Below are 23044 nucleotides of genomic sequence, written 5' to 3'. Positions count from 1 at the left end.
GTTATCCCCGGGCGGAGGAGGGCCGGAGGACCTGCCCTCTGCCCCTCCCCCGCCAGGAACGCTTTAGCGCTCTACCAGGGACACATCCCGGACTGCGCCCTTGTCCGCGGACAGGGCCATGGCGGCGTAGGCGCGCAGTGCAGCGGAAACCTGGCGGTCCCGGTCCTTGGGCTTGTAACCGCCGTTGACCTCCAGTTTTTCGCGGCGTTCGGCGAGGACCTCGTCGGAGACCTGCAACTGGAGGGAGCGCTGCGTGATGTCGATGCTGATGATGTCGCCGTTCTCCACCAGGGCAATGGCGCCCCCGGAGGCAGCCTCCGGGGAGATATGCCCGATCGACAGGCCGGAGGTGCCGCCGGAGAAGCGGCCGTCCGTGATGAGGGCGCACTTCTTGCCCAGGCCGCGGCCCTTGAGGAATGACGTCGGGTAGAGCATTTCCTGCATGCCCGGACCGCCGCGCGGGCCTTCGTAGCGGATGACCACTACGTCGCCTTCCTTGACAGTCTTGTTCAGGATCTTTTCCACGGCTTCGTCCTGGGACTCGCACACCACGGCGGGGCCTTCGAAGATCCAAATGGACTCGTCCACGCCGGCGGTCTTCACCACCGCACCGTCGATGGCCACGTTGCCGCGGAGCACAGCCAGGCCGCCGTCCTTGGAGTAGGCGTGCTCCACGGAGCGGATGCAGCCTTCGGCGGCGTCGGTGTCCAACGATGTCCACTCGTTCGACTGGGAAAACGCGGTGGAGGAGCGGACGCCGCCGGGAGCCGCGTGCCACAGTGCCTTCGCTTCCCCGGTGGCCTTGCCGCCGCGGATGTCCCAGTCATCCAGCCAGCCGTCAAGGTCGTCGGAGTGCACGGAGTGGACATCCTTGTGCAGGAGGCCGCCGCGGTTCAGCTCGCCCAGCAGGGCGGGGATGCCGCCGGCGCGGTGCACGTCCTCCATGTAGTAGGTCTTGTCCTTGGCCACGTTCGGGGCCACCTTCGCCAGGCAGGGCACCTGGCGGGACTTGGCGTCCATCTCGGCCAGGCCGTAGTCCACGCCCGCTTCCTGGGCCGCGGCCAGCAGGTGCAGGATCGTGTTGGTGGAGCCGCCCATGGAGATGTCCAGGGCCATGGCGTTGTCGAAGGCTTTCGCGGTGGCAATGGAGCGCGGCAGCACGGAGGAGTCGTCGCCGTCGTAATAGCGCTTCACCAGCTCGACGACGGTGGAACCGGCCTTCTCGTACAGCGCCTTGCGCGCGGTGTGCGTGGCGAGCACGGAGCCGTTGCCCGGCAGGGACAGGCCGATGGCCTCGGTGAGGCAGTTCATGGAGTTGGCGGTGAACATGCCGGAGCAGGAACCGCAGGTGGGACAGGCGTTCTCTTCGATGAGGTTGATGTCAGCATCGGAGATGGACTCGTCCACGGCGTCGGCAATCGCGTTCACCAGGTCAAGGGAGCGCACGGAGCCGTCGGTCAGGGTCACCCGGCCGGCTTCCATGGGGCCGCCGGAGACGAAGACCACGGGGATGTTCAGGCGCAGCGCGGCCATGAGCATGCCGGGGGTGATCTTGTCGCAGTTGGAGATGCAGACCAGGGCATCGGCACAGTGGGCGTTGACCATGTACTCAACGGAGTCGGCAATCAGGTCGCGGGACGGCAGCGAGTAGAGCATGCCGCTGTGTCCCATGGCGATGCCGTCGTCCACGGCAATGGTGTTGAACTCGCGCGGCACGGCGCCGGCGGCGAGGATTGCGTCGGAAACGATCCGGCCGACGGGGGCGAGGTGGGTGTGGCCCGGGACGAATTCGGTGAAGGAGTTGGCCACGGCGATGATCGGCTTGCCGATGTCCGAGTTGGCGACGCCGGAGGCGCGCAGCAGTGCGCGGGCGCCGGCCATGTTGCGGCCGTGGGTGACTGTTTTAGAGCGGAGTGCAGGCATGGTTACCATCCTGCTGTCTGCCGGACCGCGGCGGAAGACGCTCCTGCTACTAGTAGTAGGAGTACCAGAGTAATAGTATTTCGAGGTGAATGATTCCGGGCGCCGCAAAGAACTTGGCCTCTTCCTGCGTGCTCGTCGGGACCAGGCGCTGCGGGCCGATTATGGCCTTCCGCCGATAGGGCGCTCACGTGACCGGGGGTTGCGCCGCGAGGAGGTGGCGTTCCTCTCCGGTGTGAGCGTCACTTGGTACACCTGGCTGGAGCAGGGCAGGGACATCAGCCCGTCGCGCCAGGTCCTGGAGGCCGTCAGCCGCGCGCTGCATCTTTCGGGCACGGGACTTGGTTATGTCCTGTCCCTTGGCGGGTACGCGTCCGCCGCACCTGCCGGCCCCGCCGCCGATTCCGCTCCGCCCCACATCCAGCGGCTGCTGGATGCCTTGGATCCCAATCCGTCCTTCGCCCTGTTCCCGGACTGGGGTGTGGCCGGCTGGAACAAGGCCTACGCCGCGCTGTTTCCAAACATCGCCACAGTGTCGCCGGCGGACCGGAACCTCTTGTGGCTGGTTTTCACTGACCCCTACGTCCGGGACCTGCTGCCGGACTGGGAAACCACCAGCAAGCGATTCCTTGCCGAATTCCGGGCCGAAGCCGGGCAGCGGCTGGGCGACCCGGACATCCAGTACCAGGTGGAACGGCTCAAGGAAGCAAGCCCGGAGTTCCGGCAGGGCTGGGACCTGTACGACATTCTGGGCTTCGAATCCCGCGAGCGCCTTTTCCACCACCCGGCCGTGGGAGTGCTGCAGCTCGAACACCACCAGGTGTCCCCCTCCGACCGGCCGGACCTGCACATCGTGGTGTACACGCCCGCGCCGGGCAGCGATGCCGCGGCGCAGATGCGGTCCCTGATGTCCGCGGCGGGCTAAACGGCACTGCCGTCAGGCCTGCACCTCGCCTGCTTCCGGCCCAAAGAAAGCCAAGGCAGCGGCCACCTGTGCCTGGGTGGCCGTGCGCAGGGTGGGATCCACGGCCGGCAGGAAGAACGGTGAGTGGTTGGCCGGGATGTCGGTGTCCGCCGTGCCGTTATCCACGGCCCGCCGGTAGACGTCCGGGGGCACGGACCCGACAACCCAGTACACGTAGGGAATGCGGAAGGCGTCGGGGATGCGGCTGAAGTCCTCGGACGCCGTCTGCGGGCTGGTGCGGTAGACGGCATCGGCACCAAAGGTCCTGGTGAAGGCTGCGGTGACCCAGGCGTTGGCCTCGGGGTCGTTGCTGGTGAGGGGATATTGGTCGTAGTACTCAAAATCGGGTTCCTGGGGAGACCCTGCGGCTGCGCACTCGCCCCGCACGATCCGCTCAATCCCGTCGATCATCCTGGCCCGCAACCCCAGGTCGTAATTGCGGAGGTTGAGCAGCAGTTCAGCGCGGTCCGGAATGATGTTGGCCGTTGCCCCTGCCTGCACGGAGCCAACGGTCAGCACCGCAAACTCGCCAGGTGCCGTTTCGCGGGACACCACCGTCTGCAGGCGCAGGACAATCGAGGCGGCCAGCACCACCGGATCAACCGACTTGTGCGGCATGGACCCGTGGGCTCCGCGGCCGTGGACGGTGATCCGGACCGAATCACCCGCCGAAAGAATAGGCCCGGGGGTGGTGCCGACCGTTCCCGCCTCGGTGGGCATAACGTGCTGGGCCAGCGCGACGTCCGGCTGCGGAACGCCGGCGGCCAGGCCGTCGTCGAGCATTGCCTGCGAACCCGCCGCCGTCTCCTCCGCCGGCTGGAACAGCGCAATGTAGGTGCCGTCCCATCCCTCCCGGTGTTCAGCCAGGTACTTCGCCGCCCCGAGCAAAGCCACCGTGTGCATGTCGTGCGCGCACGCGTGCATCACTCCCGGAACGGCGGACGCGTAGTCTGCCCCCGTGGCCTCGGTGACGGGGAGGGCATCCATGTCCGCCCGGGCCAGGACACCGGGACCTGCGCCGTTGGCAAGGACACCGACGACGCCGGTGCCGCCGAAGTGCCGTACGTCAAAGCCCCAGCCGGCCAGCTTCGCCGCGATGGCGGCAGACGTTTCGTGTTCGGCAAGGCCCAATTCCGGGTGCCGGTGGAGCTGCTCATAGAGCGGGATCTGCCAGGACAGCTCCTGCTCGATGCCGTCCGCGGAGCCGTCCGTGACGTGACGCGAAAACTCCATCCATGGCTCCTCCCGGCCGGCGGCGCCGGCCCCTTTCGCCACCATAGGCACCGCCAACAGACCGTGTCCATGGGCGCAACCAGAAGCGGCCGGCAGCGGGAGCTCCCGCCGCCGGCCGCGTTCATTGCCTGTGGATGCTAGGCCAGCACCCCCTGCCGCACCACGGCCGGCTCAAACCGTGCACCCGCGCCCGGGAATACCGGCACCTCAATCCGCGCGTGGGTGTGCACCCCGGTGACCGTGGCCTTGGTGTGCAGGGCAATCTGCTCCATGGTGGTCACCCACATGCCGTCCATGGCCTTCACCCGCTCGATCAGCTGCTCCAGCGCCACGGCCTTGGATGGCCGCCCGGAGATGAACGGGTGGTTGGTCAGCACGAAGCAGCTGCCCTGGGAGTGGTGGGCCTCGGCTTCAAGGGTCCACATCTCAAGCACCTTCGCGGGGCTTTCGATCACGCCGCTGCCGGTCACGCCGGGGTAGAAGGCGTACTGCTCCCAGTCGTCGAGGGTCCAGTCCACGGGAATCTCCACGATGTCCCGGGGATCATCAGTGGCGACGGCGAAGCGGTAGGGGGCGTCGCCGTCGAGCAGGCTTGAATCGTAGAGGAAGCCGCGGTCCGCCAGCAGGCCCGGCGAGTGCCAGTTCAGCTCCCACCATGGCGCGCGGTACCCCACCGGCCGGACTCCGGCCACCTTGGCCAGGGCCTCAAGGCCGCGGTCGATGTAGCTGGCTTCGGTGGCGGCGTCGATGCCCTGCATCGGTTCGTGCAGGTAGCCGTGGTGCGCCACCTCGTGCCCGCCGTCCACGATCCGCCGCACCACGTCCGGGTAGGACTCTGCCGTGAAGCCGGGGATGAAGAAGGTGGCCTGGATGTCCTGGCGCGCCAGGATCGCCAGAAGACGCGGTACGGCGACTTTGGGGCCGTAGGACTGGTGGCTCATCAACGACATGCGCCGGGTGCTGGTGGGATCGTGGGCGATGGTGCAGGACTCGGCGTCCACATCGAAGGTGAAGGACGCGGCGGCCTTGGCGCCGTCGGGCCAGGTGATGGGGTGCAGCGGGTCCGGGATGGCGGGCTGGTTCACGGGAATCCTTTCGGCGGGCGCAGGGCGCCCGCCAGGTCTAGGAGAAGAGGAGGTTAGAGGGCGGGCAGCGCAGGGCTGCTATCCACGGTTTTGGCCGTGCGGGGCTCCAGGGCGAGGTAGCGGATGTGCTGCCGCGGTCCGAGGATGGCGTACACCCCGGCACTGGTCAGCCCGCCGGCCAGCCAGGACAGGTCCCAGCCGCCCAGGGCCACGGCGATGGGGCCCTGCATGATGGGGATCAGTCCGTACATGAACAGCCACGTGGCGAAGATGCCGGCCACGAGGGCGACGACGCCGGCCCAGTTGATGCCGGGCAGCCGCTTGGTCCCCACGGCGTCGAACAGGCGGTCGGGCTCACCCGGCCAGCGCTTGTCCAGCCAGAAGTAGTGCACCAGCATGATGCCGCCCCAGGCAGCCACCCACGCGACCAGGCCAATCAGCCAGGCGTCCAGCACCGCGGCGAAGTCCTCCTGGAAGATGAAGAACACGACGGCGGCGAGCGAGAAGACGCCGACGAACAGGTTGAGCTTGCGGCGGCTGATGGAGATGTCCAGGGCCTGGGTGGCCACGGAGAAGGTGTAGATGTTCAGGATGTTGGTGGCGATGGGGCCGTGGAGCACCATCAGCAGCACCGGCAGCGCCATGGCGCCGAAGTTCAGGACGATCAGCTTGCCGGGATCGATCTCACCGCTGTTGGTGGCAAGGCTGGCGCCCAGGACACCGAGCCAGACCACCGGAATAAACTGGCCCAGCACGGAGGCCAGGTAGACCTTCTTCTTGGGGACGCTCGTGCTGACGAACCGGGAGTAGTCGGCGGCGTAGGTGAACCAGGTGATGCCCCAGCCGATGCCGATGGCGGTCATGACGGCGCTCATGGCGGCGATCCGCTCGGAGCCTTCCAGGATGGCGCCGGCCGGTCCGGCGTAGCCCCAGTCGATGTCCATGCCGAACCAGGCGACCGCGGACATGACGGCAAGGATGAGGATGGTGGGCGGTACGGTCCATTTTTCGAAGGCCGCGATGGCCTTGTAGCCGAACCAGGCGATGGCCACCTGGAGGGCCATGATGAAGGTGGCGACGCCGATCTTCCAGCCGTAGTTGGGTGCGTCCGGGTCAACCCAGCCAAGGGTTCCAAAGAGCGCCATGACCAGGTCCAGGATGATCCAGGTGTTCACTGCGCACCAGCCGATGACCAGCAGGGCCTGGATGGCGGCCGGCAGGTAGTTGCCGCGGCGGCCGAACGCCGCCCGGGCCAGGACCATGCCGGTGGCGCCGGTCTTCTGGCCCAGGAGGACGAAGCAGCCGAAAAGCAGCATGCCGATCAGGTTGCCCAGCACCAGGACGGTGACGGTGTCCGCCAGCCCGAGTCCCAGCTGGATCCCGAGTGCCCCCAGCACCCAGTTGATGGGTGCCAGGTTGGCGCCCGCCCAGATCCAGAACTGGCCGGATACCTTGCGTGTTCGTGCTGATTCAGGAATGGGCTGCAGCCAGGCTTCATGGTCCACGGCGTTGTGGTCCGTCGCGGCCTGGGCAGGTTGCCCGTGCGATGCCGAAGAAAGCTTTTCTTGCATGGGGGCCTCCGTGAGGTGGATAAGTACTCAAAGGCTATGTGGCCCCCATCACAAGGAACAAGATACGATCTGTCGAACAGATCCTCCTACTACGTTACGGAACGTCGTGTCAGTGTTTCTTGGCGAAATACTCGCCCACCCCGCCCTCGCCGCCGCCGATCCGGTCGTCCATCCCCTTGGAGCGGGGGTCGATGCGCAGCCGGTCCGCTGGGTGCATTCAAGCGAAGTGCTGGACATCGCCCCCCTGCTCCGCGGCGGTGAACTGCTGCTCTGCGGCGGAATTACCCTGGCCACGGCCGCGCCGGCCAAACGCGAAGACTATGTGCGCGAACTGGCCCAGCGCGGGATTGCTGCGCTCGCCATCGAGACCGGCGGCGCCCTGCCCGAGATCCCGGCCGAGATGCTTCAAAAGGCCGAGGAATACGGCCTGCCTGTGGTGGAGCTTCGCAAGGTGGTGCCGTTTGTGGGCGTCATGCAGGCCATCAACTCCATGCTGGTGAGCGAGTCCGTGGGGCACCTCCAGCAGGCTGACGCCGCTACCCGCGCCATGGCGGCGGAGCTGGCCCACGGGGCCTCGCTCGACAAGATCCTGGGGGTGCTGGCCGGCATCACCGGCTCCGCCGTAAAGGTCACCTCGCCGTGGGGGGTCACACTGGGCAGCGCGGCGTCCGAGGGCTGGAGCGGGGATCAGGAAGAAGGAACACCGGACGGCGCCGGCTCCGGGCCGGTCGGGCACGGCGGCTTTTACCGCGTGGCTGGCGAAACAGTGCTCAGCGTGGACATCCCCGTGCGCGGGGTTCTCATGGGCCGGCTCGAGATACGGGTGCCGGATGCGGCGGATATAGCCCTGGCGCAGGTGGCCGGCGAACGCGCCGTGGACATCCTGGGCCTGGCGCTGCTGCAGCATACGCCTCCCGGGCTGCACGCGCTGGCAGGTGCGGAACTGATGCGGGCGGTGCTCAACTCCGCCCCGGAGTGGCGTCTTGAACAGCTGGCCCCGGGCGCCGGCTTCCACACGGACTCCCCCGCCGTGGTGGCGGCAATCCACGCCGCGTCACCGCAGGAGCTGCGTGGCGCCGTCGAAACCTTCCTGAGCTCCCACCGCATTCCGTGTGCCGCGTACCTGGACGACGCCGAGCTGGTGGTGATGATCGGCCTGCCCAGCACCGATACCGTTGGCGAACGTCGGCAGCTCCTGGAATCCCTCCAGGGGCTGGAAGGGGACCACGATGCGGTGATCGCCGTGGGTCCGCTGGCCGGCGGGGTGGCGGAGGCTGCCTGGTCCCTGGCTGAAGCACGCCGCGCCCTGGAGGTGCGCCAGATCAGGCGACGGAACGCATCGGCGCGCCGGCAGTATCCGGCCCGCGGGCTGGTGGTGGTCGATGCGGAGGACGTTGCCGTGGAAAGCCTTTCCCTGATCTGCCTCGATGCCTCGGCCCGGGAGGCGTTCGTCAAACGGCAGCTGCGGGCGGTGCTCGAGCACGACGCGCAGCGGCAGTCCCAGCTGCTGGAGACCCTGCAGGTGTGGCTGGACTCCGGCTGCAACACAGCACAATCGGCGCGTGAACTGCACCTGGAGCGGCAGTCTATGCACCACAGGCTGCAGCGGATCTTCGAGCTGTGCGGCGGTGATCCGCGCGGCACGGGGCGGCTGGCGGCACTGCACCTGGCGGCCCGGATGGCCGGACTCCCCTGACCTGTGAACCGCTGCGTCGAAGCCGCCTCACCGCATGCTTCTCGGCGTTTGGCGACGGAATCGGTGACGCGTTCGCGTTTGATCTCGTGTGCCATTTGCGTGAGGCGGGATCGCCTACCGCATCAGCTGGTCACCTGTCGGACCTTGAACACGATCGAGTCGAAGACGGCGCGTGCTTCTCTGGTCAGCTCCGGATTGATCGATTCGTGGAATTGGACCATCCAGAACATAGCGCGCTGGCCGTTCAGGTTGACCACCCGGTAGGTTTCGCGCTCAGCGGCGCTCGAGTACCAGCGGGTGCAAAGGTTCGAATATTCTGAGTGAACGCAAAACTGACCGTTGTCGCAGGCTTTGATGTCCAAGTCGCCCTCGACGGAGAGGTCGAACTCGACACCGGAGTAATCACCCACCACGACCTCGACGGGAGGGGTGCTGGACGTTGACGTCTGCGCCATCATCGCGTCGACGAAGGCCTTAGCCGACGGATTGACTTCGACGAGCGCGCCCTGCCACGCGCATGCGTCCGTCGGCACATGGTCGGAGTGCCACCAACCCACGAAGACCGCCATATCATCCGGGTGATCCGGGTCGTCCTTTCCCAAGCCATCGCCGTCGCCCGACCAGCCGTCTGGGACGGTGATCTCGAAATTCTCTGCGAAGCTGGTGACGAGGTATGTACCAGCGTCGATGTCGCCGCTGTCCGGCAGCGGTGGGATCGTGCGAGCCTCCGTAGTCGATGCGGGGGGCGGCGCCTCGGTAGTCGATGCGGGGGGCGGCGCCTCGGTAGTCGGTGCGGGGGGCGGTGCCTCGGTGGCGGTGCACGCCGAGAGGCCGACGGGCCCGAGTAGTCCGAAGGACAAGATTGATGCCAAGGCTATAGCGCGGCGTAGCGGCGAGGACATGGAGGCCTCCAAGGGCGAGCTTTGTGATGGGCACGTTACGCCCACGTGTCAGGGGCCACAAGGGGTAGTGCTAAGGCCCTGAACCCGCTTCAAGGTGCAACGGGAAGACCGGAAATATCCACCGCCGGCGACTGTGGTCATCCCCGCTGGCTCGCCAGGGCGACAGAAACGGGAGAAGGCATTGGCGGCCCGGAAGGGTGCGCCAGCGTCCCGCCAGCGTCGACTCCCAACATCTTGAGACGTCCCGATGGATGTCAGGGGTCGATTGGCCGTCGGGGCGCCCTTTAGGGTGCTCCTCGTTCGAGGTCGGCTAGTTCTGATTCAAGTTGCTGGGTCAGGTTCCGTAGGCGGCGGAGGTGCTCTTGGGAGACGCGACCGGGCTGGCTGGTGACTTGTGCATCGACGTCGAAGACGGTGTTGGGGCTGTGCCACACGTTGAACCATTCGAGGCCGTGGCCGAGGGCATCCCGGGTTACGCCTTGGAGCAGGAGTAGTGGTTCGCGGGTGTTGATGTTCAGTTTCCGCGCCAGGTCAGGATCTGAGGACACTGCCTGGACCTGACGGGGACCGCCCGCGGGGTGATACCCGTGGTCGCGCATGAGGCTGAGAAGCGATGCGTTTTCGAGCAGTTCTACGGTGAAGTGCGGGAAGAAGTCGCGCGGGACCCAGGTACGCATGAACGCAACGGGAAGCTCGTCGAGGTAGCGGACCCGCTCGATTTTCCAGGTATTGGTGGTGTTGAGGGCCTCGATGCCTGCCTGGGGCGGCTCGGATGGTTCTACGGTGAGGACGTGAGTGCGCAGGCGCTGGCCGTGCGCGGCAGCCTGTTCGTCCAGGCCGCCTGCGCGCTGGACGTGCCGGCGGAGGACGGGCGTTGCGGCTACTACGCTTCCGCGGCCGCGCTGGCGTCGGATCAGGCCGAGGTCGGCAAGGCCTGACAGGGCCTGGCGCACCACGCTGCGGGAGACACCGAACTGCCTTTGCAGTTCCTCTTCGGTTGGCAGAGAGGAGCCTGGGGGCAGCGCAAGGTCCACGATCTGCCGGTGCAGGATGTCCCGAATTTGTGCATGCATCGGGCCTCCGGCTTCCCGGTCCAAACCGCCGCTGCGTCCTGCCGGCTCCGACCCTGTGTCTGCTGGTACCAAACTCACGCTAACTCCTCTGCCGCTGTGCAAATCTTAGCCCTCCCGCGGCTCCCCAACGCTGAGCAGCGACGTCGTCCAGTCTTGACGTGACCTACGCCACCCATTATTGTACGTATCAAAGGTACGTACAACTTCGGGCTTGCGATTACAGACGACCGCACAGGCCCGAAGTGCGAGTCACCTGCTTGAGCCCGCGTCGGCGCGTGAGCGAAGTGAAAGTACCCGCAGGTGACAGTCAGATACGTGAGTTTCAAAACCCCCGAATTGGAGAATCCATGCGCGACCCGCGCTCGGTGCGTTGCACCTACTACCTAGAGTCCGAGATTGACCCCGCGAAGGCCGCGGCCATCATGGCGGGCGAGCAGTCCAGCGGCACCTTCCTGCCGGTCCCCGGCGAATCGGCCCGCATCCGGGAACGGCACGCCGCCCGGATATCCGATGTTCAGGAGCTCGGCTTTTGCCGGCCTTCCCTGCCGTCACGGGCCAACCCGGAAAAAGTCCGCGCTGCCTTGGTGACCGTTGATTTCCCGATGGAGAACGTCGGAACCGACCTGGCGACCTTGCAGACTGCCATTGCAGGCAATCTCTTCGAGCTGGGCGATCTGTATGCCTGCCGGCTCCAGAACATTGAGCTGCCGGAGGACTTCGTGGCCGCCCACCCTGGCCCGGCCTTCGGCATCGAGGGGACACGCAAACTCATCAGTGACGTTCAGGGCGTGATGGTCGGCACCATCGTCAAACCCAATGTCGGGCTTTCCGAAGAGGAGTTCCGCCTGGTGGTCCGGGATCTGGCGATGGCATCCATTGACCTGATCAAGGACGACGAGCTCATGACTGATCCGGCGTACCTGCCGCTGGAACGCCGGGTCGCGGTCGCTACCGAGGAAATCCGCGCCGCCGAGCAGGTCACGGGCCACTCCACAATGTATGCCTTCAACATCACCGGCGACCTCGCCGGCTTGCAGAAGCGCCACGACCTGGTTGTTGAAGCCGGCGGCACGTGCGTGATGCTGAACATCCCCGTGATGGGGCTCCCGGCTCTTGCCTTGCTGCGCAGCTTTGCCGAGGTACCGATCCACGGCCACCGCGCCGGCCTCGCCGCCTCCATGCGGTCCAAGGCCCTGGGCATGGATTACCGGGTCTGGCAGCAGATGGCCCGCCTTGCCGGCGCCGACCACCTGCACGCCAGCGGACTCGGCAGCAAGTTCTACGAACTGGACAAAGAAGTCGCGGCCAACATCCGCAGCCTGCTCGAACCCCTCGGACAGACCTTTGCACCGCTGCCTGTTTTGTCCTCCGGGCAGAATGTCACCACCCCCGGCCCCACGTTCGAAGCGGTCGGTTCCACGGACCTGATGATGCTCGCCGGCGGCGGGGTCGCCGCCCACCCGGACGGCCCGGGCGCCGGAGTGCGGAGTCTGCGCCAGGCGTGGGAGGCAGCCGTGGAAGGGGTGCCGCTGCAGACGGCAGCGGACAAACTCGCCTCAACGGGGGACGATGCTCTCCTGCACGCAGTCCAGACTTTCGGGAAAGGTGCCTGAAATGCCAGCTTTCGGTTTCGTCGCGGACGACCTCACCGGAGCCGCCGACGTCCTGGCGCAGTCCCACCGCTACGGACTGGAAGCTGCCTTGGTCATCGGGGACGCTCCGCTGCCCACGGACACCGACGTCGTCGGGTTCGCAGGACCGGCCCGCTCGCTGTCCGGAACGGCATTCGACAACCTGGTAGCCCGTGACCTTGCCGGCATTGCGGCCCTGAACCTGGACGTGCTGCTGTACAAGGTGTGCTCCACCTTCGACAGCTCCACCACTGTCGGGAGCATAGGCCGCGGGATTCAGCTGCTCCATGAGCGGTTCCCCCTGCACGGCCCCATTCCCGTGGCGCCGGCCCAGCCGGGCTTCGGCCGTTACACCGCCTTCAGCAACCACTACGCCAACTACGCCGGCAAAACCTACCGGCTGGACCGCCACCCGGTGATGTCCCGCCACCCGTCCACCCCCATGGCCGAGGCGGACCTGCGCCAGGTCCTGGCCGAACAGCTCGGCGGCACCCAGGTGCCTGCGGCGATCCACGTGCCAGCGTATGAGGACGGCACCTTCAAGGACGCCTGGGCGGAACGGCGCCGGGATCCCGGGGCACAGGCCTTTGTCGTCGACGCCGTCGACGAACACCAGATGGACGCCATCGCAGAAGCCCTCATGCGGGAAGAACACGGCCACGGCCCATCCATCGTCGTCGGATCCGGCGGCATCATGGCAGCACTGGCACGCTCAATCTCGGACCAGACTCCACGCACACCCGGCCCGCAGCGCCCGTCCGGACCGGTTCTGGCCGTAAGCGCTTCAGCGTCCAGCACCACGGCCGAGCAGATTAACGATGCCATCGCCAATGGCTGGGAGGACGTTCCCGTGCCTGCCGAACTGCTCCAGCGCGTTGACACCGCACTCGTCGCCGCCCTCGATGAACGCGTTTCCGCGGCCCTTCGGGCAGGTAGGAACGTCATCGTGCACACAACCCGCGGCGCGGCGGACCCCCGCTACGGCACCAGCAAACCGGTGGACGCCGGCTACGTCGGCACACTGATCGGCGGCATCGCCGCCAGGATGGCCACAGCCGGCCTCACCCGGGACATCGCCGTCTGCGGCGGCGATACCTCCAGCCATGCACTCATCGCCATGGGCGTACGCCAACTCCGGGTGACCGACCAATTCGTCACAGCCGGCCCAATCCTGAAAGCCGACGGCGCCTCCGCTGTCGGAGGGTGCAGGCTCCTGCTCAAGGGCGGACAGGTCGGCCCCACCGACATCCTGCGCCGCTTCGCCGGCCAACTCCCCAGCTGACACCCCCAACACAATCCTCCACGCATCACCAGAACCAACGAAAGGCGGCCCCCATGCGGGCAGTAGTTAAGAACGCAGCAGAACGAGGCGTCACCTACGTCACTGACGCCGGCGACCCCAAGGCAACAGAAGGCACCGTCGTCATCGAAGTCGGAGCCGCGTCCCTGTGCGGCACCGACCGCGAACTCTACGAATGGACCCCCTCTGCCCAGGCGTTCAACCTCAACCTCCCGGTCACCCTCGGGCACGAAGGCGCAGGAACCATCGTCGAGGTCGGAGCCGGCGTCACCGGACTGCAGGTTGGCGACCAAGTCGCCCTCGAAAGCCACCTGACCTGCGGCCAGTGCTTCCCCTGCCGCACCGGCGACGCGCACACGTGTGAACGCACCGGGATCCTGGGCATGCACATCGACGGCGTCTTCGCCGAGTACGCCGCTGTCCCGCAGGACATCTGCGTCAAGCTCCCCACCGGCCTGTCCCTCGAGTCCGGAGCCCTGCTCGAGGCAGCCGGCGTCGCAGTGCACGCCATCCAGCGCGCCAATTACTCCGTCGCAGGCCGGGCCGTGCTCGTCAGTGGCGCAGGACCGGTCGGCCTCGTCGTCGTGAACCTGGCACTGCTCATGGGCGCCAGCCATGTCATCGCCGTCGACCCCAACCCCTACCGGCGCGCCCAAGCCGAAAAGCTCGGCGCGACCGCCCTGCACCCCAACGACGGCATCATCGAACGCTGCCGCGAACTCACCGGCCGCCGCGGCGGCTTCGACGTCGGCTTCGAATGCTCAGGAGCACCCGGCACCCTCACCACACTCTTCGAAGCCGTTCGCCGCGAAGCCACCGTCATCACCGTCGGCCACCCCAGCCGCCCCGCCGAAGTCGACATCGCCGCCTACATCAACAAAAAAGGCATCACCCTTCGCGGCATCTTCGGACGCCGGCTCTGGGAAACCTGGGAACAGAGCCTGCTCCTCCTTGACTCCGGGAAGCTGGAGCTCGACTGGCTCATCACCCACCGCAAGAAACTCAGCGAAATCGACGAAGCCGTCGAACTGCTCACCGGAGACGCCTGCAAAGTCCTGCTCATCCCAGGCCTCGGCTAAACACCCCCACCCCCGCGCACCCGCCCCGGAATGCGTGGACCCAAGCAACCCAGCCATTCACAGGAGAAATCAATGTCGATTCCCATCAAGAAAGCCCTGGAAAAAGTCCCCGGCGGCATGATGCTGGTGCCCCTTGGCATCGGCGCCGTCATTCACACCCTGGCCCCGGACGCCGGAAAATTCTTCGGCTCCTTCACGGGTGCATTCTTCACCGGCCTAGCACCCCTCCTCGCCGTGTTCTTCGTATGCCTCGGCGCAACACTCGAAGTTAAATCAACGCCCTACATCCTCAAAAAGGGCGGCGTGCTGCTCGGCTCAAAAATCCTCTTCGCCATCCTCATCGGCGTCATCGCCGGACGCTTCCTCGGCGAAGCACCCATTGAAACCGGAATCCTTGCCGGCCTCTCAACCCTCGCACTCGTCGCCGCACTGAACGACACTAACGGCGGCCTCTACATCTCCCTCATGGGCCAGTTCGGCCGCAAACGCGATGCTGGAGCCTACTCCATCCTCTCGCTCGAATCCGGCCCCTTCCTGACCATGGTCACCCTCGGCATCGCCGGCCTCGCTGCCTTCCCCTGGCAGGCACTCGTCGGCGCAATCCTCCCGCTGGCACTGGGCATGCTCCTCGGAAACCTGGACAAGAACATGCGGCATCTCCTGGCCCCGCTGGTACCGGCAATGATTCCGTTCCTGGGCCTGGCCCTCGGACTGACCATCAACCTCAACGCCGTCGTCGAAGCAGGACTGCTCGGCATCGCCCTTGGCCTGTTCGTGGTCTTCATCGGCGGCGCAGTGCTGCTGCTCGCCGACAAACTCACCGGCGGCGACGGGGTAGCAGGCCTCGCCGCAGCAACCACAGCCGGAAACGCGGCCCTCGTCCCCGCCATCATTGCCGCGGCCAACCCCGTCTACGCGCCGGCTGCGGAACACGCCACAGTGCTCGTGGCAGCCTCGGTCGTCGTCTCCGCAGTGCTCTGCCCAATCGTCACCTCAGCATGGGCCCGCCGGGTGCAGAAAAGGGAGGGCCTAGCGGACGCAGAAGACAACTCGGCCGAGCAGGAGGCGCTAGCCCCCAAGCATGCAGGTAGTACCCCCGAACTGACCTAGCAGTACTAAAGGAAAAGGGCGGGGCGTGCACACGGGTGCCCGCCCCGCCCTTTTCCTTATATACCAGGACCTGGTGGACGGAAACGCCAAATCCACCGGAAGGAACACCGTGAATGCAGACACTCAGCTAGTGAAAGTCCCATCCCCTGGCCCGCCAAGTCGCCTACTCAGCTATCACAACTGGATTCACCTGAACCCGGGCGACAGAGTCGTCGTCCAACGGACCGGATGTGCACCCGAACATGGCACGGTGGATGACGTCGGCGAAGACGCCTCATACTTTTGGGTCTGGATTGACGGCCAAGGCAGAACTCTGATCTTCCACGGAGACGGATGGGTCATTCACAAACTCCTCCACTAGCCTCAGCCGACATAACTAATAAGAGACATAGGCGTCTCGAAACCCTTGGGATACAAGACGTCTCACAGGCTGGGTCACTGTGACGATTGCAGTATCTTATTTTTCGCGGAATCGTCAGAGTTCTTCCGCCGCCAGTGATTCTCGTAACTATGTCTCCAAACCTTCTGGTTGAACCGCTGTATCCACCATTAGTTATGGGGCACATCAGAGCAGCCCATGGCCAAACTGATTGGCTATGCGCGCGTTTCCACGCGCAGCAATCCACCGACCGACAACAGGCAGACCTTCTTGCCGCTGGAGTCCGGCGCGATGACCTTCACATTGATAACAGCGTGTCCGGGACGCGCCGATGAACTCCGCAGCCGAGGAGCGGCCTGCGCGTTATAAACCTCGGTGGAGGCGATGTCGCCACTGCGAAAGCGGGATGGAATTGGGTGGCCGGCCTGGCCGGGTTACTGACAGTCAGATTCGAAGCGCGGTCCGCTTGGTCGAAGGCGGCGAGCCCGCTGCTCAGGTCACGCGCGATCTCGGAATGTCCCAAGCAACGTTTTATAGACGGCCGCGTGCACTGCCGAACCAGCAGGCCGCCATTTAGCGACGCAAAAAGACCCCCTTTTATCGCTGAAAGTCACAGTCTTTTCCCTTCCGTAGTGACCTATAGGGGCATCAATTAGGGGGAGCCCGGGATTGTTTTGGATGCCTTGAGCAACAACACTGAACGAACTGGGAATCGGCGGCATTCAACTCTTGGGGGCTAAATTGACTAATTATCCGTTTTTCCGCGTAGGCGGGAGTAGTAGACGTGCCAAAACTTCCATGCTTTTCCTCATGCGGAGCGTCGATAACTTGCCTGGTCCTCGTCCACGCCGGTGGCAGAATCTGCGACTCCTGGGACTCTTGACAGCGGTATTGGTTGCGCTGGGTGCTCTGGTGGTACCGATCTCAGCGTCGGCTGCCACGGGTGATGTCGGCGTTCAGGGTCCGTCACATTCCGGTACGTCCACCCCGACCGGCACCAAACGGCAGACGAATTCGCTGTGGTTCAACGACGGGATCTGGTGGGGGAACCTTTGGGACGCCGGCAGTTCCAGTTTCCGCATCTTCCGGTTCAATGCCTCGACAAGTTCATGGACGAGCACCGGTGTGGTGACGGAGTCCCGGGCGAATACTCATCATGACGTGCTGTGGGACGGGAAGACTCTGTATGTGGCGAGCCACCGTTTCGTTGACGACGGCCTGCCGGCGGAATCGAACTTCCCCACGACCATGCGGCGTTACAGCTACAACTCGAGTACGAAGTCGTACACGAGCCTGGGATCTACCCAAATCAACAACCAAAAGACCGAGACCCTCTCCATTGATAAGGACTCGACCGGCCGGGTCTGGGCCACGTGGCAACAGGGGAACCGGATCTATTTGAACGTCACCGGCACCGACGGCGCGACGTGGGGCACACCGTTTGCACATCCTGCATCCTTGAGCAATGTGTCCGTGGACGATAACTCGGCTGTGATCGCGTTTGGCGGGAACAAGGTCGGCGTGATGTGGAGCCGGCAGGTGGGGGACTCCACCGACGGCATGTATTGGAGCTACCACGACGACACTGCCGCACCGAGTGCCGGCTGGACCACGCCTGTGGCGGCGGTGAAGGGAGAGCGCAGCAGTGACGACCATATGAACCTAAAGTGGCTGGACTCTTCGGGCGGCCGGGTGTTCGCGGCCATCAAGACCTCGTACACGTCCGCGTCCCAGCCGCTGATCCAACTGCTGGCCTTGAGTGGTACCACCTGGTCCGCGCACACGATCGCTACCGTTGCGGAGTGTCCAAACCGGGTGATCGTCATGATTGACGAGAGCACCCAAAGGCTGCGTACCTTCGCTACCTATCCAAAGCCGTCCGGCACCACGGACGCCGGTGTCTGCACCACCTCGGGCGGTGCGATCTACGAAAAGTCCACGCCGCTGGACAAGATCAGCTTCACCACCACCAAGACCGCCCGCGTCGTCGATGCCGACCAGTTTGTGCACAATGTGACGTCGACGAAGCAGAACGTCAACAGTGCGGCGTGGGGCACGGCCGACAGCGGCCTGTTGCTGCTGGCAGACGTCAACGCCACAAGCCGGTACTGGCACTACTACGATCCCACCGGAGGGGGAAGCACTGACACCACGGCTCCGACCGTGACGCCCACGTCTCCCGCTGCCGGTGCCACCGGCGTGGCAGCGACGGTCAATGTGACAGGGACGTTCTCGGAGGGCATGGACCCGTCCACGATCACAACGAACACGTTCACGTTGACGGACGGGACGGCTCCCGTGGCGGCCGCTGTGGCGTATGACGCCCCCGGCAAAGTTGCAACCCTGGACCCTGGTGCTGACCTGGCTGCGGGGACCACTTACACTGCGACGATCAAGGGCGGTACCACCGGTGTGAAGGATGTTGCCGGCAACGCCCTGGCCGCGGACCAGACGTGGACCTTCACCACGGCTGGGCCTCCACCCGCGCAGACGCCGATTGCAGTGAAGGCAGCTTCGCTGAATGGTGCTTTTGGAGCAGCCACCACCCCAGAGGTGTACGGCCTCAAGGACAACGGCGGGTACCAGTGTTTTGAACGCGCGTGCATCCTCTACTCGCCGGCGTCAGGGGCCCATGTCTCAACTGGCGCGATCCGTGGTCTGTGGGCAGCAACAGGGTTTGAAAACGGCGGCCTCGGCTACCCGACCACCGACGAAGTGGGCGGCCTCAGGGACGGCGGGGTCTACCAGAACTACCAGGGCGGCGCCATCATCTGGTCACCGGCCACAGGAGCCCACATCTCCATCGGCGCAATCCGCGGCCTGTGGGCCGCTACAGGGTTTGAAAACGGCGGCCTCGGCTACCCGACCACCGACGAAGTGGGCGGCCTCAAGAACGGCGGGGTCTACCAGAACTACCAGGGCGGCGCCATCATCTGGTCACCGGCCACAGGAGCCCACATCTCCATCGGCGCGATCCGCTCAATTTGGGCCTCCACAGGGTTTGAATCGGGTCGCCTCGGCTACCCCACCAGCGATGAATACGCGACAGGCAATGACGGAAGCGTGGCCCAGAACTACCAGGGCGGCGTCATCCACTGGAGCCCGACCGGCTCCTACATCACCTGGTCGTAAGGGCTGTCCCGGCCAGCAACATCAGGTTGCTGGCCGGCCGCCCAACCGGGTGGTCACTTTAGCGGCGGCGGCCACACAGGCATCACCCAGGCTCTCGAACTGCTCCTTCGACACCCTGAAGCGGGGCGCCGGGATCAGGACGGCCGCCACCACGTCGCCGCGGTGGTCGCGGACCGGGGCGGCAACGCCCACCTCATCCATGGACGATTCGCCGTAGTTGCCCGCCCATCCCCGCTGCGCCACGTCGTGGAGCCTGGCCTCGTAAGCCGCAAGCCCGGCGTCGTCCATTCCCGGAAAGGCGATGGTCCCGCTGCGCAGCAGCTCCCGCACCCGCTCGGCCGGCAGGGTGGACAGGAACACCTGGACGGACGCGCTCATGGCGTCCCGGTACCGGGCGCCGAGGGGCGTGGTGTGCTTGATCTGGTGGTGGCTGGCGATTTGCTCCACGCAGATGGCCTCGTCCCCGTTCCAGAGCATCAGCGCACTGGTCTCGCCGGTCTGCTCGGTCAACTGCCGCAGCACGGGGTAGGCAACGCGCCGCTCCTCCATCTCGGCCAGCAGCGGTCCGGCGACGGCGATGAGTCCCAGGCCCAGCCGGAACCGCTTGGTTTCCGGGTCCCGTTCCACCAGGTTTTCCTGCTCGAAAGTGGCCAGGATCCGGGAGACGCTGCTCTTGTGCATGCCCACGCGGTTGGCGATTTCCGTGACGCCCAGCAGGGGTTCGTCGGCGGTGAAGGTGCGCAGGACGGCAATGGCATTGACGACGACGGAGGCGCCTTTCGTGTCCGTCCCGCCGTTGGTGCCGGTGCCGTTGCTGTCGGAAGTTGTTGCAGGAGTCATGGTGAACACCATCTTTCCTCATGGACGGCAGAAGCGGCGCCACGTGCCCGTGGCGCCGCTTCCCGGCGCTGATGGTTATGCCTGGATGATGTTGTGTTCCGGGCCGAACGGGAACTTGGTGATGTTCTCCACCGTATCCTCGCCGATGACCAGGATGTCGTGCTCACGGTAGCCGCCGGCGCCAGGCAGGCCGTCCGCCACCGTGATCATGGGTTCCATGGAGACCACCATGCCGGGTTCCAGGACGGTGTCGATGTCCTCGCGCAACTCCAGCCCGGCTTCACGGCCGTAGTAGTGGCTCAGGACTCCAAAGGAGTGGCCGTAGCCGAAGGTGCGGTTGGCGAGCAGTCCGTGACTGATGTAGATCTCGTTGAGCTCGGCGGCGATGTCCTTGCAGACGGCACCGGGCTTGATAAGTTCCAGGCCGCGGCGGTGCACCTCCACGTTGATGTTCCACAGTTCCAGGGAGCGTTCGTCCGGCTGGCCCAGGAAGAGCGTCCGCTCCAGGGCGGTGTAGTAGCCGGAGGTCATCGGGAAGCAGTTGAGCGAGAGGATGTCGCCCTTCTGCAGCTTCCGGGTGGTGGCCCAGTTATGCGCGCCGTCGGTGTTGATGCCGGACTGGAACCACACCCAGGTGTCGCGGACCTCGCGGTGCGGGAACGTCCTGGCGATCTCGTGCACCATGGCCTCGGTGCCGATCAGAGCTACCTCATACTCGGTGATGCCCTCGCGGATCGCCGCGCGGATGGCCTCGCCGCCCAGGTCGCCGATGCGGGCGCCGTGCTTGATCACCTCGATCTCCTCGGGGGACTTGATCATGCGCTGGCGCATGGCGTCCTGCGAGACGTCCAGGAGCTCGGCGCCCGGGAAGGCGGCGGCGATCTTTTCGCGGGTCAGGCCGGGGAGGAAGTCGTCCTCGACGCCGATCCGGGCGGCTTTGACGCCGCGCTGGCGCAGTGCCTCCTGCAGGCCGAAGTAGAAGTTGTCGCGGCGCCAGTCGGTGTAGACGATGTTCTCGCCGTAGGAGGTGCGCCAGGGCATGCCGGCGTCGATGTTCGCGGTGACGGTGACCGAGTCGTCCGCGGTGACCACCAGCGCGTAGTTGCGGCCGAACGTGGTGTACAGGAAGTCGGAGTAGTACTTGATGCCGTGGTAGCTGGTCAGGATGACTGCATCGAGGTCCTTGGCTGCCATGATCTGGCGCAGGCCGCCCAGGCGCCGCTCGAACTCTGCGTCAGAGAACGTGAGCTTGCCCTTCGAGCCAATGTGCAGGACTTTGAGGCGCTCGAGTTCGGCGATGGATGAGGCGTTATCGGCGGTGATAGTCACGAAGGTAGTGCCTTTCTAATGGGTGCCAGCTGCTGTTGGCGCAGTTGGTGTTGGTTTGTGTAGGGGTTGGCTTTGGGGCCGCTGATTGCCCGGAGTTGCTTGGGCGGCTTCAGAGGTGCTTCAGGGGCTTCCGCGATGTTTCTGTGGCGAACAGCACGGCCATCAGGGAAACGGCGGAGGCGGCTACGAGGTACCAGCCGGGGGCCAGCTTGCTCTGGGTCGTGCCGATCAGCAGGGTGGCCATGAAGGGCGCGGTTCCGCCGAACAAGGCGTTGGACAGGTTGAAACTGACGGCGAAGCCGCTGTACCGGACCTTGGTGGGGAACAGTTCGGCCAGGAAGCTGGGCAGGGTGCCGTCGTTGAGGGTGAGCATCCCGCCCAACAGGATCTGGACCAGGACGATCACCAGGAAGTTGCCGGTGTCCAGCAGCATGAAGGCCGGGACGGTCAGGAGCATGAACAGTACGGAGGCGGTGATCAGCATCCGCTTGCGGCCGAACCGGTCCGAGGCAATGCCGGTCAGGAAGATGAAGCCGATGTAGCTGGCCAGGGCGATGGTAGTGGCCAGGAAGGATTCGGTGGGCCCGAAGCCCAGTTCCTCGGACAGGTAGGTGGGCATGTAGCTGAGGATGACGTAGAAGCCAACGGCATTGAGCAGCACTGCCCCACAGGCGATCAGCAGCTGTTTGCGGTAGGTCCGGAACATGTCCAGAGCGGGAGCTTTGGGCACCGACTCCTCCTGCTCAGCCAGGGCGCGGAAGGCAGGGGTGTCCTCCAGCTTGGTGCGGATGTAGCGGCCGATCAGGCCCATGGGTGCGGCCAGGAGGAACGGTAGCCGCCAGCCCCACTCGTGCAGCTGGTCGGTGCTGAGCACGGAGCTGAGGAGCGCAGCGATCAGGGAGCCCAGGAGCAGGCCCGCGGCGGTGCTTGCCGGGACTACCGCGGCATAGAGTCCGCGGCGGTTGGCCGGTGCGTATTCCACCAGGAAGGCTGAGGCTCCCGCATATTCTCCGGATGCCGAGAACCCCTGGACCACGCGGACCAGGAGCAACAGGACCGGGGCCAGCATGCCGATGGTTCCATAGCCGGGAATGAGGGCGATGCAGAAGGTGGAGACGGACATGATGACGATAGAGAGGGACAGGGCTTTGCGCCGGCCGAGCCTGTCGCCGATGTGGCCCCAGAAGAATCCGCCCAGTGGCCGGACGAAGAAGGAAACCGCAAAGACGCCGAAGGTTGCCAGCAATGCCGTTTGCCGGTCCGCCTCGGGAAAAAAGACTGAGGAAATGACGGCCGCGAGGTAGCCGTACACGGCGTAGTCGAACCATTCCACGAAGTTGCCGATGAAGCTCGCGGTGACCACTCGACGTCGTACATCTTTGCTGGCCACCGTGCTGTCCGCGCAGCGGCCTGCCCGGCCAGGAGCATTGACGGCACTGGCAATGGCTCCTGCCCGGGAAGAGTTTGGTTTGATGCTCATTGAACCACCAGTAAAAGTAGGAGTTGCAACTGCTGCAACGTGGTTGTTTCAAGCTAGATGGTGATGCGCACCACAGTCAATAGCCGGGTGAAACATTTTTCATCCGCTTCGAGCGCCCTGGCGCAGACGCTACGACCCGGATGAAAGACAGCGATTAGAACCGGATTGTTGCAGCCGGTGCAACACTGCCTCATAAAGATGCCTCTGTAAGGGCAGTGGTGCAGCGGGCTTCCGCCGACCCCGTTTCCGCCGCGACCAGGGCTTTTCCATATGGAGGTCGAAAGACGGGGGCGAAATCCGCCGCCCGTGCCCCATACTTG

Annotated in this window: 17 protein-coding genes; 8 read left to right on the top strand and 9 right to left on the bottom strand. The window is 65.4% G+C overall.

Annotated elements, in window-relative coordinates; all coding sequences use genetic code 11:
• Nucleotides 1-63: 63 nt before the first annotated feature.
• Nucleotides 64-1923, bottom strand: coding sequence for a dihydroxy-acid dehydratase (gene ilvD / locus QFZ57_RS07775; protein ID WP_306899290.1), 1860 nt, complete (start codon nt 1921-1923; stop codon nt 64-66).
• Nucleotides 1924-2008: 85 nt separating this feature from the next.
• Here ilvD and QFZ57_RS07770 point away from each other — a divergent pair, with 85 nt between their 5' ends.
• A complete protein-coding gene (locus QFZ57_RS07770) occupies nt 2009-2845 on the top strand; it encodes a helix-turn-helix transcriptional regulator (protein WP_306629874.1) in 837 nt (278 codons plus the stop codon).
• Between the two features lie 12 nt (nt 2846-2857).
• Here QFZ57_RS07770 and QFZ57_RS07765 read toward each other — a convergent pair whose 3' ends face one another.
• The 3 genes from QFZ57_RS07765 to QFZ57_RS07755 all read right to left on the bottom strand — a co-directional run bounded on the left by QFZ57_RS07765 (nt 2858) and on the right by QFZ57_RS07755 (nt 6773).
• Nucleotides 2858-4117 carry an amidohydrolase gene (locus tag QFZ57_RS07765; protein WP_306899287.1) on the bottom strand — a complete coding sequence of 420 codons (1260 nt, stop codon included), beginning with the start codon at nt 4115-4117 and terminating at the stop codon, nt 2858-2860.
• A gap of 137 nt (nt 4118-4254) precedes the next feature.
• Nucleotides 4255-5202, bottom strand: a complete 948-nt coding sequence (locus tag QFZ57_RS07760) for a polysaccharide deacetylase family protein (RefSeq protein WP_306899285.1) — start codon at nt 5200-5202, stop codon at nt 4255-4257.
• A 53-nt stretch (nt 5203-5255) separates the two neighbouring features.
• Nucleotides 5256-6773 (bottom strand): purine-cytosine permease family protein, encoded by a 1518-nt coding sequence (locus QFZ57_RS07755; RefSeq protein WP_306899283.1) that lies wholly within the window; start codon nt 6771-6773, stop codon nt 5256-5258.
• Between the two features lie 106 nt (nt 6774-6879).
• On the opposite strand from QFZ57_RS07755, the gene QFZ57_RS07750 reads away from it, so the two are divergent.
• Nucleotides 6880-8469, top strand: coding sequence for a PucR family transcriptional regulator (locus tag QFZ57_RS07750; RefSeq protein WP_306899282.1), 1590 nt, complete (start codon nt 6880-6882; stop codon nt 8467-8469).
• A 122-nt stretch (nt 8470-8591) separates the two neighbouring features.
• Here QFZ57_RS07750 and QFZ57_RS07745 read toward each other — a convergent pair whose 3' ends face one another.
• Nucleotides 8592-9329, bottom strand: a complete 738-nt coding sequence (locus QFZ57_RS07745; protein ID WP_306899280.1) for a hypothetical protein — start codon at nt 9327-9329, stop codon at nt 8592-8594.
• 326 nt (nt 9330-9655) lie between these two features.
• Nucleotides 9656-10444, bottom strand: coding sequence for a GntR family transcriptional regulator (locus QFZ57_RS07740; RefSeq protein WP_306899279.1), 789 nt, complete (start codon nt 10442-10444; stop codon nt 9656-9658).
• Between the two features lie 347 nt (nt 10445-10791).
• Between QFZ57_RS07740 and QFZ57_RS07735 the strand changes: the two genes are divergently transcribed.
• The 6 genes from QFZ57_RS07735 (at nt 10792) to QFZ57_RS07710 (ending at nt 19075) form a co-directional block, all read left to right on the top strand.
• On the top strand, nt 10792-12057 hold the full coding sequence (locus QFZ57_RS07735) for a RuBisCO large subunit C-terminal-like domain-containing protein (RefSeq protein ID WP_306899277.1): 1266 nt from the start codon (nt 10792-10794) through the stop codon (nt 12055-12057).
• Nucleotide 12058: 1 nt separating this feature from the next.
• Nucleotides 12059-13357: a four-carbon acid sugar kinase family protein gene (locus tag QFZ57_RS07730; RefSeq protein WP_306899275.1), complete on the top strand. Its 1299-nt coding sequence runs from the start codon at nt 12059-12061 to the stop codon at nt 13355-13357.
• A gap of 53 nt (nt 13358-13410) precedes the next feature.
• The gene (locus QFZ57_RS07725; protein ID WP_306899273.1) at nt 13411-14454 is read left to right on the top strand and encodes a zinc-dependent alcohol dehydrogenase; all 1044 of its coding nucleotides are present in this window, start codon (nt 13411-13413) and stop codon (nt 14452-14454) included.
• A gap of 72 nt (nt 14455-14526) precedes the next feature.
• Nucleotides 14527-15564: a 2-keto-3-deoxygluconate permease gene (locus QFZ57_RS07720; protein WP_306899270.1), complete on the top strand. Its 1038-nt coding sequence runs from the start codon at nt 14527-14529 to the stop codon at nt 15562-15564.
• 710 nt (nt 15565-16274) lie between these two features.
• Nucleotides 16275-16520: a helix-turn-helix domain-containing protein gene (locus QFZ57_RS21605; protein ID WP_373461211.1), complete on the top strand. Its 246-nt coding sequence runs from the start codon at nt 16275-16277 to the stop codon at nt 16518-16520.
• A 335-nt stretch (nt 16521-16855) separates the two neighbouring features.
• Nucleotides 16856-19075, top strand: coding sequence for an Ig-like domain-containing protein (locus tag QFZ57_RS07710; RefSeq protein ID WP_306899268.1), 2220 nt, complete (start codon nt 16856-16858; stop codon nt 19073-19075).
• Between the two features lie 21 nt (nt 19076-19096).
• On the opposite strand, the gene QFZ57_RS07705 is transcribed toward QFZ57_RS07710, so the two are convergent.
• The 3 genes from QFZ57_RS07705 to QFZ57_RS07695 form a co-directional block, all read right to left on the bottom strand.
• Nucleotides 19097-19927 carry an IclR family transcriptional regulator gene (locus QFZ57_RS07705; protein WP_373461210.1) on the bottom strand — a complete coding sequence of 277 codons (831 nt, stop codon included), beginning with the start codon at nt 19925-19927 and terminating at the stop codon, nt 19097-19099.
• Between the two features lie 63 nt (nt 19928-19990).
• Nucleotides 19991-21244 carry a M24 family metallopeptidase gene (locus QFZ57_RS07700; protein ID WP_306899265.1) on the bottom strand — a complete coding sequence of 418 codons (1254 nt, stop codon included), beginning with the start codon at nt 21242-21244 and terminating at the stop codon, nt 19991-19993.
• Nucleotides 21245-21353: 109 nt separating this feature from the next.
• Entirely contained in the window at nt 21354-22724 is a 1371-nt protein-coding gene (locus tag QFZ57_RS07695) for an MFS transporter (protein ID WP_306899264.1), read from the bottom strand.
• Between the last annotated feature and the right edge of the window lie 320 nt (nt 22725-23044).

Source organism: Arthrobacter sp. B1I2 (genome assembly GCF_030816485.1).
GTDB lineage: Bacteria > Actinomycetota > Actinomycetes > Actinomycetales > Micrococcaceae > Arthrobacter.
Note: the sequence above shows the minus strand (reverse complement) of the source record. Positions and strands in the feature narration are given on the sequence as shown.

Bases quoted from the DNA above. Each gene is read 5' to 3' on its own strand.
- QFZ57_RS07765 (WP_306899287.1), bottom strand. From the start codon at position 4,117: ATGGAGTTTTCGCGTCACGTCACGGACGGCTCCGCGGACGGCATCGAG.
- QFZ57_RS07755 (WP_306899283.1), bottom strand. From the start codon at position 6,773: ATGCAAGAAAAGCTTTCTTCGGCATCGCACGGGCAACCTGCCCAGGCC.
- QFZ57_RS07705 (WP_373461210.1), bottom strand. From the start codon at position 19,927: ATGGTGTTCACCATGACTCCTGCAACAACTTCCGACAGCAACGGCACC.
- QFZ57_RS07725 (WP_306899273.1), top strand. From the start codon at position 13,411: ATGCGGGCAGTAGTTAAGAACGCAGCAGAACGAGGCGTCACCTACGTC.
- QFZ57_RS07735 (WP_306899277.1), top strand. From the start codon at position 10,792: ATGCGCGACCCGCGCTCGGTGCGTTGCACCTACTACCTAGAGTCCGAG.
- QFZ57_RS07720 (WP_306899270.1), top strand. From the start codon at position 14,527: ATGTCGATTCCCATCAAGAAAGCCCTGGAAAAAGTCCCCGGCGGCATG.
- QFZ57_RS07730 (WP_306899275.1), top strand. From the start codon at position 12,059: ATGCCAGCTTTCGGTTTCGTCGCGGACGACCTCACCGGAGCCGCCGAC.
- QFZ57_RS07740 (WP_306899279.1), bottom strand. From the start codon at position 10,444: ATGCATGCACAAATTCGGGACATCCTGCACCGGCAGATCGTGGACCTT.
- QFZ57_RS21605 (WP_373461211.1), top strand. From the start codon at position 16,275: ATGAACTCCGCAGCCGAGGAGCGGCCTGCGCGTTATAAACCTCGGTGG.
- QFZ57_RS07695 (WP_306899264.1), bottom strand. From the start codon at position 22,724: ATGAGCATCAAACCAAACTCTTCCCGGGCAGGAGCCATTGCCAGTGCC.
- ilvD (WP_306899290.1), bottom strand. From the start codon at position 1,923: ATGCCTGCACTCCGCTCTAAAACAGTCACCCACGGCCGCAACATGGCC.